Source organism: Bacillus sp. SRL543 (genome assembly GCF_984799205.1).
On sequence record NZ_OZ481794.1, the window covers coordinates 2,356,418 to 2,370,537 of the forward strand.

General features: G+C 46.9%; 10 protein-coding genes. 1 reads left to right on the forward strand and 9 read right to left on the reverse strand.

The window, feature by feature from the left end:
• Positions 1-12: 12 nt before the first annotated feature.
• The 5 genes from preA to AC4E8B_RS11830 all read right to left on the reverse strand — a co-directional run bounded on the left by preA (position 13) and on the right by AC4E8B_RS11830 (position 6,153).
• Positions 13-1,302 (reverse strand): NAD-dependent dihydropyrimidine dehydrogenase subunit PreA, encoded by a 1,290-nt coding sequence (preA, locus tag AC4E8B_RS11810; RefSeq protein WP_490219210.1) that lies wholly within the window; start codon positions 1,300-1,302, stop codon positions 13-15.
• A complete protein-coding gene (locus AC4E8B_RS11815; protein ID WP_490219646.1) occupies positions 1,295-2,620 on the reverse strand; it encodes an NAD(P)-dependent oxidoreductase in 1,326 nt (441 codons plus the stop codon). The genes preA and AC4E8B_RS11815 overlap by 8 nt, the downstream gene beginning before the upstream one ends.
• Positions 2,621-2,743: 123 nt before the next feature.
• On the reverse strand, positions 2,744-3,634 hold the full coding sequence (locus AC4E8B_RS11820; protein WP_490219212.1) for a nitrilase-related carbon-nitrogen hydrolase: 891 nt from the start codon (positions 3,632-3,634) through the stop codon (positions 2,744-2,746).
• A 303-nt stretch (positions 3,635-3,937) separates the two neighbouring features.
• On the reverse strand, positions 3,938-4,753 hold the full coding sequence (gene speD / locus AC4E8B_RS11825; protein WP_490219214.1) for an adenosylmethionine decarboxylase: 816 nt from the start codon (positions 4,751-4,753) through the stop codon (positions 3,938-3,940).
• Positions 4,754-4,974: 221 nt separating this feature from the next.
• Positions 4,975-6,153, reverse strand: coding sequence for a M20 family metallopeptidase (locus AC4E8B_RS11830; protein WP_490219215.1), 1,179 nt, complete (start codon positions 6,151-6,153; stop codon positions 4,975-4,977).
• A 155-nt stretch (positions 6,154-6,308) separates the two neighbouring features.
• Here AC4E8B_RS11830 and AC4E8B_RS11835 point away from each other — a divergent pair, with 155 nt between their 5' ends.
• On the forward strand, positions 6,309-7,718 hold the full coding sequence (locus AC4E8B_RS11835; protein WP_490219217.1) for an aldehyde dehydrogenase: 1,410 nt from the start codon (positions 6,309-6,311) through the stop codon (positions 7,716-7,718).
• A 919-nt stretch (positions 7,719-8,637) separates the two neighbouring features.
• On the opposite strand, the gene AC4E8B_RS11840 is transcribed toward AC4E8B_RS11835, so the two are convergent.
• The 4 genes from AC4E8B_RS11840 to AC4E8B_RS11855 all read right to left on the reverse strand — a co-directional run bounded on the left by AC4E8B_RS11840 (position 8,638) and on the right by AC4E8B_RS11855 (position 13,936).
• Positions 8,638-9,630 (reverse strand): LLM class flavin-dependent oxidoreductase, encoded by a 993-nt coding sequence (locus AC4E8B_RS11840; protein ID WP_490219219.1) that lies wholly within the window; start codon positions 9,628-9,630, stop codon positions 8,638-8,640.
• Positions 9,631-9,693: 63 nt separating this feature from the next.
• On the reverse strand, positions 9,694-10,662 hold the full coding sequence (locus AC4E8B_RS11845; RefSeq protein ID WP_490219221.1) for an LLM class flavin-dependent oxidoreductase: 969 nt from the start codon (positions 10,660-10,662) through the stop codon (positions 9,694-9,696).
• A gap of 40 nt (positions 10,663-10,702) precedes the next feature.
• Positions 10,703-11,089, reverse strand: coding sequence for an IDEAL domain-containing protein (locus AC4E8B_RS11850; protein ID WP_490219223.1), 387 nt, complete (start codon positions 11,087-11,089; stop codon positions 10,703-10,705).
• 264 nt (positions 11,090-11,353) lie between these two features.
• On the reverse strand, positions 11,354-13,936 hold the full coding sequence (locus tag AC4E8B_RS11855) for a helicase-related protein (protein ID WP_490219225.1): 2,583 nt from the start codon (positions 13,934-13,936) through the stop codon (positions 11,354-11,356).
• Positions 13,937-14,120 lie beyond the last annotated feature (184 nt).

A 14,120-nucleotide genomic window follows, 5' to 3' on the forward strand; every position in this document is an offset into this window, starting at 1 on the left:
TTCAGCACCCCTTTACCGTTTAGATAGATCCAATTCGCATGCCTGGGCACCGGCTATCGCGGCCTGCCGTTCATTCCAGGTCATAGGCGGCTGTGTGGGCGGAAGCTCTACCATTGAAATTGCCCCTTCCTCAGGGCAGACAATAGAACAGAGATTGCAGCCGACACAGTCTTCTTCGCGGACTTTTAAATATTCTTTTCCGTTTTCATCCGCCAGTATATCAATGCATTGATGCGAGGTGTCCTCACAGGCGATATGGCATTTATTGCAGTTGATGCAGATATCAGGGTCGATCCTCGCGGCAATATTATAGTTAAGGTCCAGATTGCCCCAGTCAGAATACCTTGGTACAGATTTTCCAATAATGTCCCTGACTGACCGGATGCCTCTCTCATCCAGATAATTATTCAAACCATCCATCAGATCTTCAATGATCCGGAACCCGTGGTGCATCGCAGCTGTACAAATCTGTACGCCTGAAGCGCCCATCAGCATGAATTCAACCGCATTCTGCCAGTTCGATATCCCGCCCATTCCTGAAATGGGGACAGATATTGCTGGATTCCTGGCGCACTCAGCGACCATGTTCAGGGCGATCGGTTTGACTGCCGGGCCGCAATAGCCTCCGTGCGCGCCCTTCCCTGCGACATGCGGAATCGTATTCCAGGTATCAAGATCCACCCCTGCAAGGCTGTTGATGGTGTTGATCATACTGACAGCATCGGCTCCGCCTTTTACCGCTGCTTCTGCTGTTGCTGTAATATCCGTTATATTGGGGGTAAGCTTCACGATGACGGGTGTCCGGGCCGCTTCCTTTGCCCAATAAGTCTGTTTTTCGACCAGCTCTGGCACCTGTCCGGATGCAGATCCCATCCCCCTTTCCGCCATCCCGTGCGGGCAGCCGAAGTTAAGCTCAAGTCCATCTACCCCAATATCCTCGACCCGCTTGACAATTTCATGCCATTTTTCTTGTTTCGGCTCTACCATCAGTGAGGCAATGATCGTGTTGTTGGGGAACTTCTTTTTCGTTTCATAGATTTCCTTCAGATTGACTTCAAGCGGCCTGTCTGTAATCAGCTCGATATTGTTAAAGCCTGCGACCCGCTGTCCATTGAAGCTGACAGCAGCAAAACGGGAAGAAACGTTTAAAATGGGCTCACCCAGCGTTTTCCATACTGCTCCGCCCCATCCGGCCTCGAATGCACGCTGAACCTGATAGCCTGAATTGGTAGGCGGTGCAGAGGCAAGCCAGAAAGGATTGGGGGATTTTATGCCTGCCAATTCTATGCTTAAATCAGCCATTTGCTTCTCTCCTTTCTTCCTTCAGCATCAGCTTGTGGATCGCATGGGCTGCTTGTTTACCCTGCTGGGCAGCAGTGACGACCATGGCTTCCCCTTTTCCTTTGCCGAAAACAATATCCCCGCAGGCAAACACTTTCGGATTCGAGGTCTGGCATGTCTCAGGATTGATTTCTACAACTCCTCCATCGTGAGCAAGGCCGAATTGATCGATCAGGTTTTCATGCCTTTGCTGCCCAATGGCTTTAATAATGATGTCAGCCGGGAGCAGATGCTCAGATCCTTCAATGGGTACAGGCCTTCTCCGTCCGTCCGAATCCGGCTCGCCAAGCATCATTTGGATGCACTCCATTCCTGCTGCTTCCCCGCGGTCATTGCTGATAATCCTTTTGGGTGCCGTCAGCCATCGGAACTCGACTCCATCCTGCTTCGCAAATTCATATTCAAAATCATAGGCAGTCATTTCTTCCTGTGTCCGCCTGTAAAGGATTTTCACATTCCCCGCCCCGAGCCTTGCTGCACAGGTTGCTCCATCAATTGCTGTGTTGCCGGCGCCGATTACAATTGTTTTCTTGCCTGCTACATCTCTACTCAGTTCACCGGTTTTTGTCTGCTTCACAAATTCAATCGCATCAAAGACACCTTTAAGATTTTCACCCTCTATTCCAAGGTCAGGCACTTTTGACATGCCGGCAGCAAGGATCACAAAATCATATCCGTCCAGCAGTTCACCGGCTGTAACATCCCGGCCGACCTTCGTTTTTGTCCTGATGTCTACATTCATCCGCCTGACCTGTTCTGCTTCCCAATGGGCAATCGCCTTCGGCAGGCGGAATGAAACGATCCCGTAAGTGTTCAGCCCTCCGGCTTCTTCCTCGGCTTCATAGATAACAGTCTCATAGCCGAGGCGGGCCAGCTCCCTGGCAGCCGATAATCCCGCAGGGCCGCTTCCGATGATGGCCGCTTTTTTGCCGTTGGCGGTGCCTGGTAAAAATAAGTCCTTACCGCTTTTTATGGCCCAGTCAGTCGCATGCCTCTGCAGTTTGCCGATCAGAATTGGGCTTTTTGATGAATTCAATACACACGCCCCTTCACAGAGCTCTTCTGTCGGGCAGACTCTTGAGCAGCTTGCGCCGACAGGATTGGCATCCATGATGGTTTTGGCGGATCCCAGTATATTTCCTGAGCTGATTTTTTTTATGAATGAAGGAATATCAATTCCGGTCGGACATGCTTTAATACAAGGGGCATCATAGCAATACAGGCAGCGGTTGGCTTCCTGGACAGCATCCCTGCTGGACAGCGCAGGCTCCGCTTCCATGAAGTTCTGTTCCAGGTCGGTGTGTGTGATTCGCTTTGGTTTTGCATCGATCACAGCGTTCCCTCCTATCCTGCCTGTGCCAGGCAGGCAATTGAAAAGCTTATTTTTCGCATAAAAAGCCCCTTACGGAAGAAGGGATGTCATTTCACTGTATGTTTCCGGCCTGCGGTCGCGGTAGAACTGCCAGGTGTCCCTGACCTCCCGTATCAGCTTCTTGTTCATTTCACCTATGATGACTTCATCCTTATCCCGGCTGGCAGAGGCAACAAAGCTTCCTTTAGGATCCACCAGGTATGACTGCCCATAGAATTCTCCCATATTCCATGGACCCTCATAGCCGACGCGGTTGATGGCGCCAACATAATATCCGTTGGCGACTGCATGGGCAGGCTGTTCGAGTTTCCATAAATATTCGGACAGGCCGGCGACCGTGGCGGATGGATTGAAGACGATTTCCGCGCCGTTCAGTCCCAGTAGCCTTGCTCCTTCCGGGAAATGCCGGTCATAGCAGATATACACGCCGATTTTGGCATATGCAGTATCAAATACCGGATAGCCCAGGTTCCCCGGTTTAAAATAATATTTTTCCCAGAACCCGCAGCCGTTTCCTCCTGCGGCAACATGCGGAATATGCTGCTTCCGGTACTTTCCCAAATAAGTTCCGTCGGCATCCAGGACAGCAGCTGTATTATAATAGGTAGCTATCCCTTCCCGTTCATAAATCGGAAGGACAATAACAATCCCAAGCTCCCTTGCCAGCTCCTGGAAAAGCTTTGTTGTCGGGCCGTCCGGGATTTCTTCTGCAGCGTCATACCATTTCGTATTCTGCTCGGAACAGAAATAAGGGCCGTAAAAGATTTCCTGCAGGCATACAATCTGGGCGCCCTTTTCTGCCGCTTCCCTTACAAGTTTTATATGCTTTTCGATTGCCTTCTCCTTATGGACTGCAACCGGCTCGCTGCCGTCCACATCATGAGCTGCCTGTATCAAGCCGATCTTCACATTGTCTGCCATTACTACTCCCCCTCTAAAATAAAAAGAATCATCCCTTTCAAAACCATGCTGTTTGCACCATGTGTTCCTAGCGGCAGCACAGTTCAGAATGTTCCATTAATTAAACATACGCAGGAAGGACAATTTGTAAAACTTAATTTAAAGAGAGTAGCAAGAAAAAGACTGTAAGAAACCATTCAGACAATGCTTATCCTCTAGCAAAAAGACAGTGTGAAGGATATCTGCATACAAAAAAGACTGCAAATGTCCCCATAATGAGAGGATCTTTGCAGTCTCATGCTACCTTAATAAAAAGTATAGAACTTAATTTTGCGAGGATATATTGGTACCATAAAAGATTTCGTCCATCTCTGTTTTAAGACGGTCGGTGATTTCTTCCGCTTCTTCTGAATCCAGTTTCTCCTTTGTAAAGCCGAACAGATAATTATTCAGGTCAAACTCCTTCAGTTTGCATTTTGTATGAAAAATTTTCTCCTGATAGATATTGACATCGATCATATCATACAGGCTTTTTGCTTCATCAGGTATATAGTTTTGAATAGAGTTTATGTCATGGTCGATATATAGCTTTTCGCCGTTGATGTCCCTTGTAAACCCTCTGACGCGGTAATCAATGGTCATTACATCCGTCTCAAAGGAGTGGATCAAATAATTAAGGGCTTTTAGAGGGGAAATTTCCCCGCATGTGGAAACATCAATATCTGCCCTGAATGTGCTGATCCCTTCTGTCGGGTGGAACTCAGGATAGGTGTGGACTGTAATATGGCTTTTATCCAGCTGCAGGACGACATTGTCAGGCAGCGGCCCAGGTGATTCCTCCAGTGATTCCTCAGGCACCTCAACAACAGGGCCTTCCGATACGAGCATCGTGACACTGGCTCCCTGCGGTACATAGTCCTGCTGGGCGACATTCAGCACATGTGCCCCGATGATATCGGACACATTAGTCAGAATTTTGGTCAGCCTTTCAGCACTATACTGTTCATCAATATAATCAATATAAGCTTCCCGTTCTTCTTTAGTCTTTGTAAAGCAGATATCATACATATTAAAGCTTAAGGTTTTAGTCAGATTATTAAAGCCATGCAGCTCAATCCGTTGCTCTGGTGTAAGTTTCATTTGCAAGATCCCCTTTAACTCTGTCAGTTTGTTGCCCTTATCAACAGTCATGGCCGCTCTGTTGGCTAGTTTTTGAACGTGCAGCGGCAAGCTGATGAGGCTGATTACTATTTAGAGTACCCTTTATAAAAGGCAAAAAAACGGATTTTTCCTAAATGTGTCCTGCTCTGGGTGAATGTAAAAAAGCCTATCCGCATTTGGATAAGCTTTTTTGACTATCATTATGCATGAACATGAGTTTTCTTTTTGAATTCTTCCATGATGGATTGCAGCAGTTCTTCACTTGCGAGGATCTCATAACCTGTCAAAGCCATGGCCTTTGCCCCTAAAATCATCGCTTTTTGTGCCTGGCTGCTCATGGCTGTTTCACGGAACTCATGGGTATGGCAGGCAAAATCTTCGTTGCAGATCTTGATATAAGGATGAATGGAAGGGACAATTTGACTGACATTTCCCATATCGAGCGATCCTGAACCATCGCGGTCTTCATGGATTTCGCCGGGATCGATGCCTAACCCGACCAGCTCCTTCGTGAATGCATCCGATAATTGCTGGTTTGTTTGCATATCATCATACGAAAATTCATAAAAAGAAGCTTTCATTTCTGCACCAGTCTGAAGCGCAGCGCCCTGGGCGCATGCTTTCACTTTTTCAACCAGTTCATTCACATAAGAGCGGCTTGATGCTCTTACATAGAACTGGGCAGAGGCATAGTCAGGAACTACATTGGCCGCTTTTCCTCCTTCAGGGATGATGCCATGGATTCTTGCATCTGAAGTGATATGCTGTCTGAGGGCATTGATGCTGTTGAAAGTCTGAAGCACGGCATCAAGGGCGTTGATTCCTTTTTCCGGACTTGCAGCCGCATGGGCACTCTTCCCGAAGAATTCAAACTGAATCGCATCCATGGCAAGTGATCTGCCGCTTTTCAAATACTTGGACAAAGGATGGACCATCATCGCAACATCCAGTTCGTCGAAAATTCCGTTCTCTGCCATTGTCACTTTCCCGCCCTTTGTTTCTTCAGCAGGAGTTCCATACACAATCACTTTTCCGCCAGTTTCTCCAACAGCCTTGCTCAGGCCGATCCCTGCAGCAATTGCCATTGTGCCGATGAGGTTGTGCCCGCATGCATGTCCTACCTCAGGAAGGGCATCATATTCAGCCATCAGCCCAATTGCTGCTCCCGCTATGCCGCTGTCATAAACAGCACGAAAAGCAGTCGGAAGCCCGCAGGTTCCCTTTTCTACAGTAAATCCGTGCTTTTCCAATGTTTCAATCAAAATAGCCGAAGATTTGAACTCCTCATGCCCGAGCTCAGGATTTTCTCCTATGTACGTGCTGATATTGACAAATTCCTGCTGGAGCTTCTCTATTTCGTTCTGAATTATCTGTTTCATTGTATAACCATCCTTAATGGTGAATTTTTATTCCCTTTTTCTAGAATAACAAATAATTCGGTATTCGAAAATAATTATTTTTCAGTTTCTGCTGATTGCCTATTTTAGAGTGAAAAGGTATGCTCAATTTAATCATAGAATCAAGCTGAAAGCAGGTGGTTGGATTGCAGAAAAACAACGTAACAGAGACATCAGCAGAAAAAATCAAAGAGCTGCTTGCCGCCCAGAAGAACTTTTTTGCGAACCAGGGAACAAAGCCCCCGGTATTCAGGCTTGCCCAGCTGCAGGTGCTTAAGGATAGCATCAAAAAAAATGAACAGAAGCTGATCTTTGCGTTAAAAGAAGATCTTGGAAAGTCTGAACTTGAAGCATATTCAACGGAAATCGGTATTTTATATGAAGAAATCGGCTTTACATTGAAGCATCTGAAAAAGTGGATGAAAGCAAAAAAAGTGAAGACGGCAATGACCCATATTGGCTCCAAGGGCTATATTATTCCAGAGCCATACGGAGCGGCCCTCATTATCGCGCCCTGGAATTACCCGGTCCAGCTGGCCCTGTCCCCGCTCATTGGGGCGATTGCTGCCGGAAATACGGCTGTCATCAAGCCATCGGAGCTGACCCCGAATGTATCACGTGTGCTGTCAGCGCTGATTAAGGATATTTATCCGGAAGATTATATTTCAACTGTTGAAGGCGGTGTGGAGACCAGCCAGCAGCTGCTTGAGCAGCATTTTGATTATATTTTCTTTACAGGAAGCGTCCCTGTCGGCAAGATTGTGATGGAGGCAGCCAGCAAAAGGCTGATTCCTGTCACCCTTGAGCTTGGCGGAAAAAGCCCGGTCATTGTCCATGAAGATGCCAATATCAGCCTGGCGGCGAAGCGGATTGTTTTCGGCAAGTTTACAAATGCCGGACAGACGTGCATTGCCCCGGATTACCTGTTTGTCCACGAAAATGTAAAACAGCAGCTGCTGGAGGAAATGAAGAAGTACATTAAGGAATTTTATACTGATAATCCTCTTGATAATGAGGATTATTCCAAAATCGTCAATAGCCGGCATTTCAGCAGGCTTGAAGCGTATTTGAGTGACGGACCAATCCTTTCAGGCGGAAGGGTGAATGGTGAGCTTAGGAAAATGGAGCCGACACTGATGGATGCCCCTTCTTTTGGTTCGCCTGTTATGCAGGATGAAATATTCGGCCCGATTCTGCCGGTTTACGGGTATGGAAACCTTGATGAAGCCATTTCCTTTATCCAGTCACGGCCGAAGCCGCTTGCGTTGTATTTGTTTACAGGAAGCCAGGATGTAGAAAATAAGATTAATGGCACGGTTTCTTTTGGAGGCGGGTGCATTAATGATACTTTGATGCATATCGCGACACCGTATCTTCCTTTTGGAGGTGTCGGCGAGAGCGGGATAGGGAGTTATCATGGTAAAAGCAGCTTTGGGACTTTCTCGCATTATAAGAGTGTGCTGAAGCAGACTACGCTGTTTGATTTTTCGTTCCGTTATCCTTCTGCTGAGAATGGGCTGAAGCTGATTCGGAAGCTGATGAAGTGATTGGGAGGCCTGAGCCGTTTTTTTGGTTCAGGGCTTCTTATGTATGTAGTCCGATATAAAAAAATTTTTTATTTGGCTTTTTAAATGTGGCTGCTGATCTGCACTGCAGGCACTCCGCTTTCCGCGGGGCGGCGCTGAGCCTCCTCACGCTTGCGCGCTGCGGGGTCTCAGCTCTGCCGCTGCAATCCCGCAGGAGTCTTCGTGCCTTCCGTTCCGATCAGCAGGGCTTCGAGAATTTTTCGCCGTTACTGGACCTTTAAATAAAAGGGTGATTCAAGCAGTTTATTTAGCAGAACAAGTTTCCATTAGGGATCTGTTATAAACTGGGCTGCTGATCTGCACTGCAGGCGCTTCGCTTTCCGCGGGGCGGTGCTGCGGGGTCTCAGCTCTGCCGCTGTGGTCCCGCAGGACTTTGAACCATCTTCCGCTAATCTGATTACACGAAGAAAATGTGCGTGCATTTTTGAGGAGTCTTAGTACCTTCCGTGCCAAACAGCAGGGATTTGATTCAGAGCTCATCTACGGCGAAAGATTCTCAAAGAGGAATCAGTGACAGGTTAAAAAATAAGCGGAGAAATTCCCACTAATTTGAAAAAAGCTCTAAAAATAGCTGGAATAGACGGAGAAATTCCGACTATACACTAAAAAAACAGGAAAATGGGCAATTTTGCTTCCCATAAGCGGAAAATCTCCGCTAATTTACACCTGTTTGTTCCATATTATGGGTATAAGCGGAGAATCTCCGCTTATTTTAAGGCTTGCTGGTCACTCATATAAGGTAAGACTTCCTGTTTTTTTAAACCATCCCATCCCATCACTACAATGCCCCATTAACTGAATAAGCCTCTCTTCAAACAACACCAAAAAATGTAAAAAAAATCCGTTATTATTAAAAGCAGCAATCTTTACGAAAAGAGCTTTATAAGAAAGATTCAGCCAATAATTCCAGATTCCTGGCTCTGTCTTCAAAACGAAAGGTATTGTTGATGACCATGATTTCATCGGTGTTGTATTTGTCACTAATTTGCATCAGCTGCTCCTTTACTTCTTGAGGATTGCCTATGGCCATTCTGCTTCGATTGTGTTTTATCTTTTCTTTTTCGGCAGCCGTCAGGGTTCTTTTTTGGGCTTCTTCTGGTGAGATGATTCTTGTGTCGGCTCCTTTTTCGATGTCCAGGAGCCAGTGGTCCTGGCTCGCCGCGAGGTATTCGGCTTCTTCGTTAGTTGGTGAGCAGACAACGAATACACAGACATTTGCCGTAGGCTCTTTCAGCATAGCAGACGGCTGGAAGTGACGGTAATAGTATTGGAAGGCTTTTTCTCCGTTTGCCGGGGTGATGAAGTGGCCATATGTAAAGCGCATCCCGTTTTCAGCTGCAGCTCTTGCGCCCCGTTCGGTAATCCCCAACAGCCATAGTTCCGGCAGAGTCTGCAAATCCGGAAAGGCTTTTACCTCCTTAAAAGGATGGTTATCAGGCAAAGAGTTGGTTAAAAAACCTTGGAGATCCCTCAGCTGGCCGGGAAATTCGTTCATGCTCCTCCTGATTCCGTCTGTCAGAGCGAGTCTTGTGGGTGCACCGCCGCCGGGTGATCTGCCGACACCGAGGTCAATTCTGTCAGGATACAGGGCTTCCATGACTTTAAAGGTTTCTGCCACTTTATAAGGACTGTATTGGGGAAGGAGAACTCCTCCGGACCCGACCCGGATCCTGTTCGTTACAGCCGCTATGTGGGAGATCAGGACTTCTGGTGAAGAACCAGCCATTCCATTTGAATTATGATGCTCAGCGGTCCAAAAGCGGGTATATCCCAGGTTATCGGCAATCTTCGCCAATTGGGATGTTTGCTTGAGCGCTTCACCGGGAGAGTCTCCTTTTCGAATGACCGCTTGATCCAGTACGCTTAGTTTCATACATCAATATCCCCCTTCTAAAATCTAAAAGAAAAATCCGCTGCAGCCATACACAGCGGATTCTTATATCATCTGTTCAGCGATTAATTTGTAAGATAACAGCCTATCTTCATAATCCGTTGTCAGAGTGATGATCATAAGTTCATCTGCCCCTATCCTTCTGGCCAGGCTTTCAAGCTGTTCAGCAGCCTGAACAGGATTCCCGATGATCATTTTTTTCTTCATGTCCTGCAAGAGTTCTCTTGAGTTTGAGGAATTATGGTCTTCCTGCAGCGCTTCTTCCCCGCTCAACCGATTCCTCCATGCGCGGCTTTTTAAGGCCAGCTCCTCTGCCTGTTCTTCTGTTTCTGCACAAATAGCATTTACAGCGGCTATGCAGTATGGAGAAGAAGCATTTTTGGAAGGAATAAAAGATTCCTTATATAGTGAAACAATCTCCTCAGGATCTTGATCGCTCATAAAATGCCCGAAGCAATAGGCTATGCCCTTCTCTGCAGCCTGAAGGGCGCTTTTGCGGCTTGTTCCCAAAATCCAAGGCTGCGGTGCAATTTGGGGTACCGGGGCAGGAGCCACTTTGTAAAACATATCATCCTTAGGATGGCTGCCGTTCAGGAAATTCAGCAGCTCAGAAATTTTCTGCGGCATGTCTGCGACGCCTTTCAGAAAATTGTCCGATAGCGCCATGGAGGTTTCAGCGGAACCTCCAGGAGCCCTGCCGATTCCTAAATCGATTCTTCCCGGAAAAAGGGCGGCAAGCATATGATAGGTTTCCGCCACTTTGTAGGGCTTGTAATAAGGAAGAAGAACGGCTCCGCTTCCAATTTTTATATGTGCCGTCTGGGCACCGATATAGGGAAGCATCACTTCAGGAGCAGAGCAGGCAAGCCCTGTCATATTATGGTGCTCTGCAATCCAATAGCGGCTGTAGCCCAGCCGTTCGGCTTCCTGTGCAAGCTCAAGTGAGGCTAATAGGGCCTCTTGAGCCGTTCTCCCTTCCGGAACAGGAGATTGATCAAGTATTCCGAGCTTCATCTGCCTGCCTTCTTTCTATTATTTCTGTATCTGGAAAGCTTTAATATTTCTTGTTCATTCTGCCTTCGCTGACAGGAAATGATACGCTGCCGGCTGCTTTTGCTTTTTTTTCACTCCCCGCCTGTTCAAGGCGGTTCAGTGCATCTGACAGCTCCATAAACCATTCTCTGTCCCTTGTAAGCAAAGCTGTGTCGATAAGAGAGCGAAGACCGTCGGCAGAAGGAAGCAGATGATTTTTCATCGTCTCGGCTTTTTTCTTTTCAATATGGACCTTTCTGCCGATCACTTCAGGATTGTCGCTGTCGACAACAAAAACTGTCACAAATTCCCGCTCAGGCAATGCCGCTTCCACGAAGCCCTGAACAAGCTCCCCATTCCGTGACTTCCCTGTGATCCATCCGCCCATAATAATGTCTTGATTGTTCATATCATAACACCGCCTTCATTAGATTATTATTTATTAAAGTTCATTACAGTTGAAGTCTTGGTTCAAAGCCGGCTTGTATCCGCCGTCTATTGTATCAATACCCTTTAATTCCATGTGATAACGCAAACCCGGTGAGGCTTTAAAGGTATCTTTAAGCATCTGGTTAACAGCCAATCTGTTCTGTTTATACTGTAATAATAAAAGATACAGTTCGGATTGTCAATGAAAGGGGCAGGCAGCTCCCGGGCTGCCTGCCCCTTTTAATCACTTTCTGAAGTAAGAAGGTTTCCTCCTGGTCCGGAACCCGCCCTCGTGGCATTCATCGCAAATCGGATAGTGATGCTCCCATGAAAGTTTCTTGCCGCATCTGCGGCATTTTTTGGTCATTTTCTGGACATCTGTTTTCAGCTTTTCGTGGACCATCGTGCCGAGTTCATCCCTGACCCGTTCCCAGTATAAAGCCTCAGTCCTTTGTCCGAGCCGGTAAAGGAACAGCAGATGCAGTCCGACAGATTTATACGTGAGCTCCAGGTCCTCCAGGGTCCTTTTGCGGATAGAAGGCTCAGGCAGGTCTTCATTTTGCACTGATGCCATTACAGACATCCGCCATTGTCTTACCAGTTCCGGCTCTCTCGCCGAAAAAGGAAGGTGCAGGAATCCGTAGAGGTCCCCAAGGCTGAGCCGGGCTTCCATCTCTGTTCCCTGTACAAGCTCATAAAGCTCCTTCTCTTCTGCAAGTGAAGCTTTTACGGTTCCAGGCGGACTTTCAAATTTGTCCCAGAGCTCAAAAAAAGTGCCCAGATCATGATAGTATTTTTGGAAACGGTCAAACACACCGCTGGTCGGCGCGATTGAAAAAGTATGGACCGGCTCATCTTCCTGTTCGAGCAAGGAACCCATTTCCTTGATGTTTTCCATAAATGCAACCCGTCCGGTATTATAGAGGCCTTTTCTGCCGGCCCTTCCGGCAATCTGTTTCACTTCCTGGGAGGTGAGCTGCCTTCTCCTGACACCGTCGAATTTTTCATTTTCAAGAAAAACGACCCTGCGGATTGGGAGGTTCAGCCCCATGCCGATTGCATCTGTGCTTACAATCATATCGGTTTCGCCGTCAATGAAGCGCTGCACCTGTTTTTTCCTTGTTTCAGGCGGCATGCTTCCATAAATCATGCTGACTGAACGGCCATCATTCTGAAGCCGGGAAGCTGTCTCCAGCACTCTTTTCCTTGAGAAGCAGATAAGTGCATCACCTTTTCTGCTATGCTTCAGCCGGAATTCGTTCTGCTCGACGAGGAGCGGAGTGTCTCTATGGTATTCATGAATTTCCAAGTCAGTTCCGTCCAAAAGCTGGAGAAGGATCGTCTGTGAGCTTCTGCTGCCAATAATATGGACTTCGCTTGCATTCGCCTTCGTAATAGCCTTATACCATGAGAATCCGCGGTCTTTGTCAGTGATCATCTGTGCTTCGTCGATGACTGCTATATCAAAACGTTCCTTTTCACTGAACATCTCGACTGTGGAAGCAAAATGGCTTGCCCCGGGAGTTACTTTTTCTTCCTCCCCGGTCTTGAGTGTGCAAGGGATATCATCCCCGTTCAGCTTATCGTATACCTCCAGCGCCAAAAGCCTTAAAGGAGCCAGATAAATTCCTGTGTCCGCCTGTTTCATGCTTTCAAGTGCATGGAAGGTCTTGCCTGTATTCGTATCGCCGATATGAAGGACGTATTTGACGCTCCTGTCCACAGAAGGGCTGTATTCCCGGCCAAAGATTTCATCAAGGATCCTGGCTTCCTCCTGCTTTCTCCGCTCTTCCTCTGCTCTCGCTTCTGCCTCTTTCCGCTCCCGGTCCTCGAGATCATGCCGATATATTTCCAGATGCACGGCTGGTTCCCAAGGAAATGAACTGAGGCGGAGCAAGTCCTCCAGGAATTCATTTTCAATTTCCTCCAGAAATTCTCCGGCAAGTTCCTCTGACGGCCATTCAGTCATGGAGGTGATGGCTGCTTCCGGGTCATTTTCCGGATGCAGCGATTTATATTGTGCCAGCATGGCAGGATCCATTAATTCCAATACGGCCTCAGGAACGATATCTTTCATGCAATCCATCAAAAGCTTTTCATATTTATAATAATAAGTTTCATACTCAAAATACTGCCTGCCCCAATGGTTTGTTGAATGAATGCCGCCTGTCAGCTCTTCAAAGAAATCGGCAGCGAATGTATAATGCTCCGGGTTGAAATGTCCTTCCGGCCTGAGCTTTTCTTCGAGAGCAAATGTATCCGTCTGCCCATATTTAGTGCCGCTGCTGAGATCTTTCTCCAATTGCCGGGCAGCCTCATATCTTGCCCTCAAATAGAACAGCCGGCTATGCTTCCTCATGATTTTCCCGGCTGCTTTATCTAGTGCTGTGTAAGCCTTGGCAATATGCTCGGCATTTTCCTCATGCTGAAGCTGGAGCAGATACTTTTCCCTTGCATCCCGATATTTCTGTTCCCATTTGCCTGATTCATGGGAATAAAGGGAAAGCAGCCATTTCTCTGCATTCCATGGTGAATAGTTCCTTACTTCAGAACGGAAAAGGCTGTTGATGACCTTCTTGTCGGTTCCCTCTGTTGAAAAACCCTTTTCCTGAAGAAATTCCTTTTTTAATTTGCGCGCCACTTTGTTATTGGTCATATTAAGCCAGACATTTATCCAGATCTGTTCATAATACTGCTTCCTGTCCTGAAGATATTCTTCAAAATCGGGAAGGGAATCTTTCATTGATAAATAATAGTGAATATCCTCTAAAATTTTTGCTTTGGCTTGGTCTACTGCAAGAGGATAGAGAGTTTCCAATGCTTCCATGGAAATTCCCCCCTTTGAATGTTAATCGGCGCCGCTAAGGGAGCCTGTTTATTTATATTATCATGTATTGGCCAGCACCCTATCCTTTAAAGTTTTTCAAGATCAATTATAAAGAAAAAATTTTTCTTAACGGAATGGAATTTAGTTGATAATATTATAATAGCTTTATGAATTAGGAGTGAAA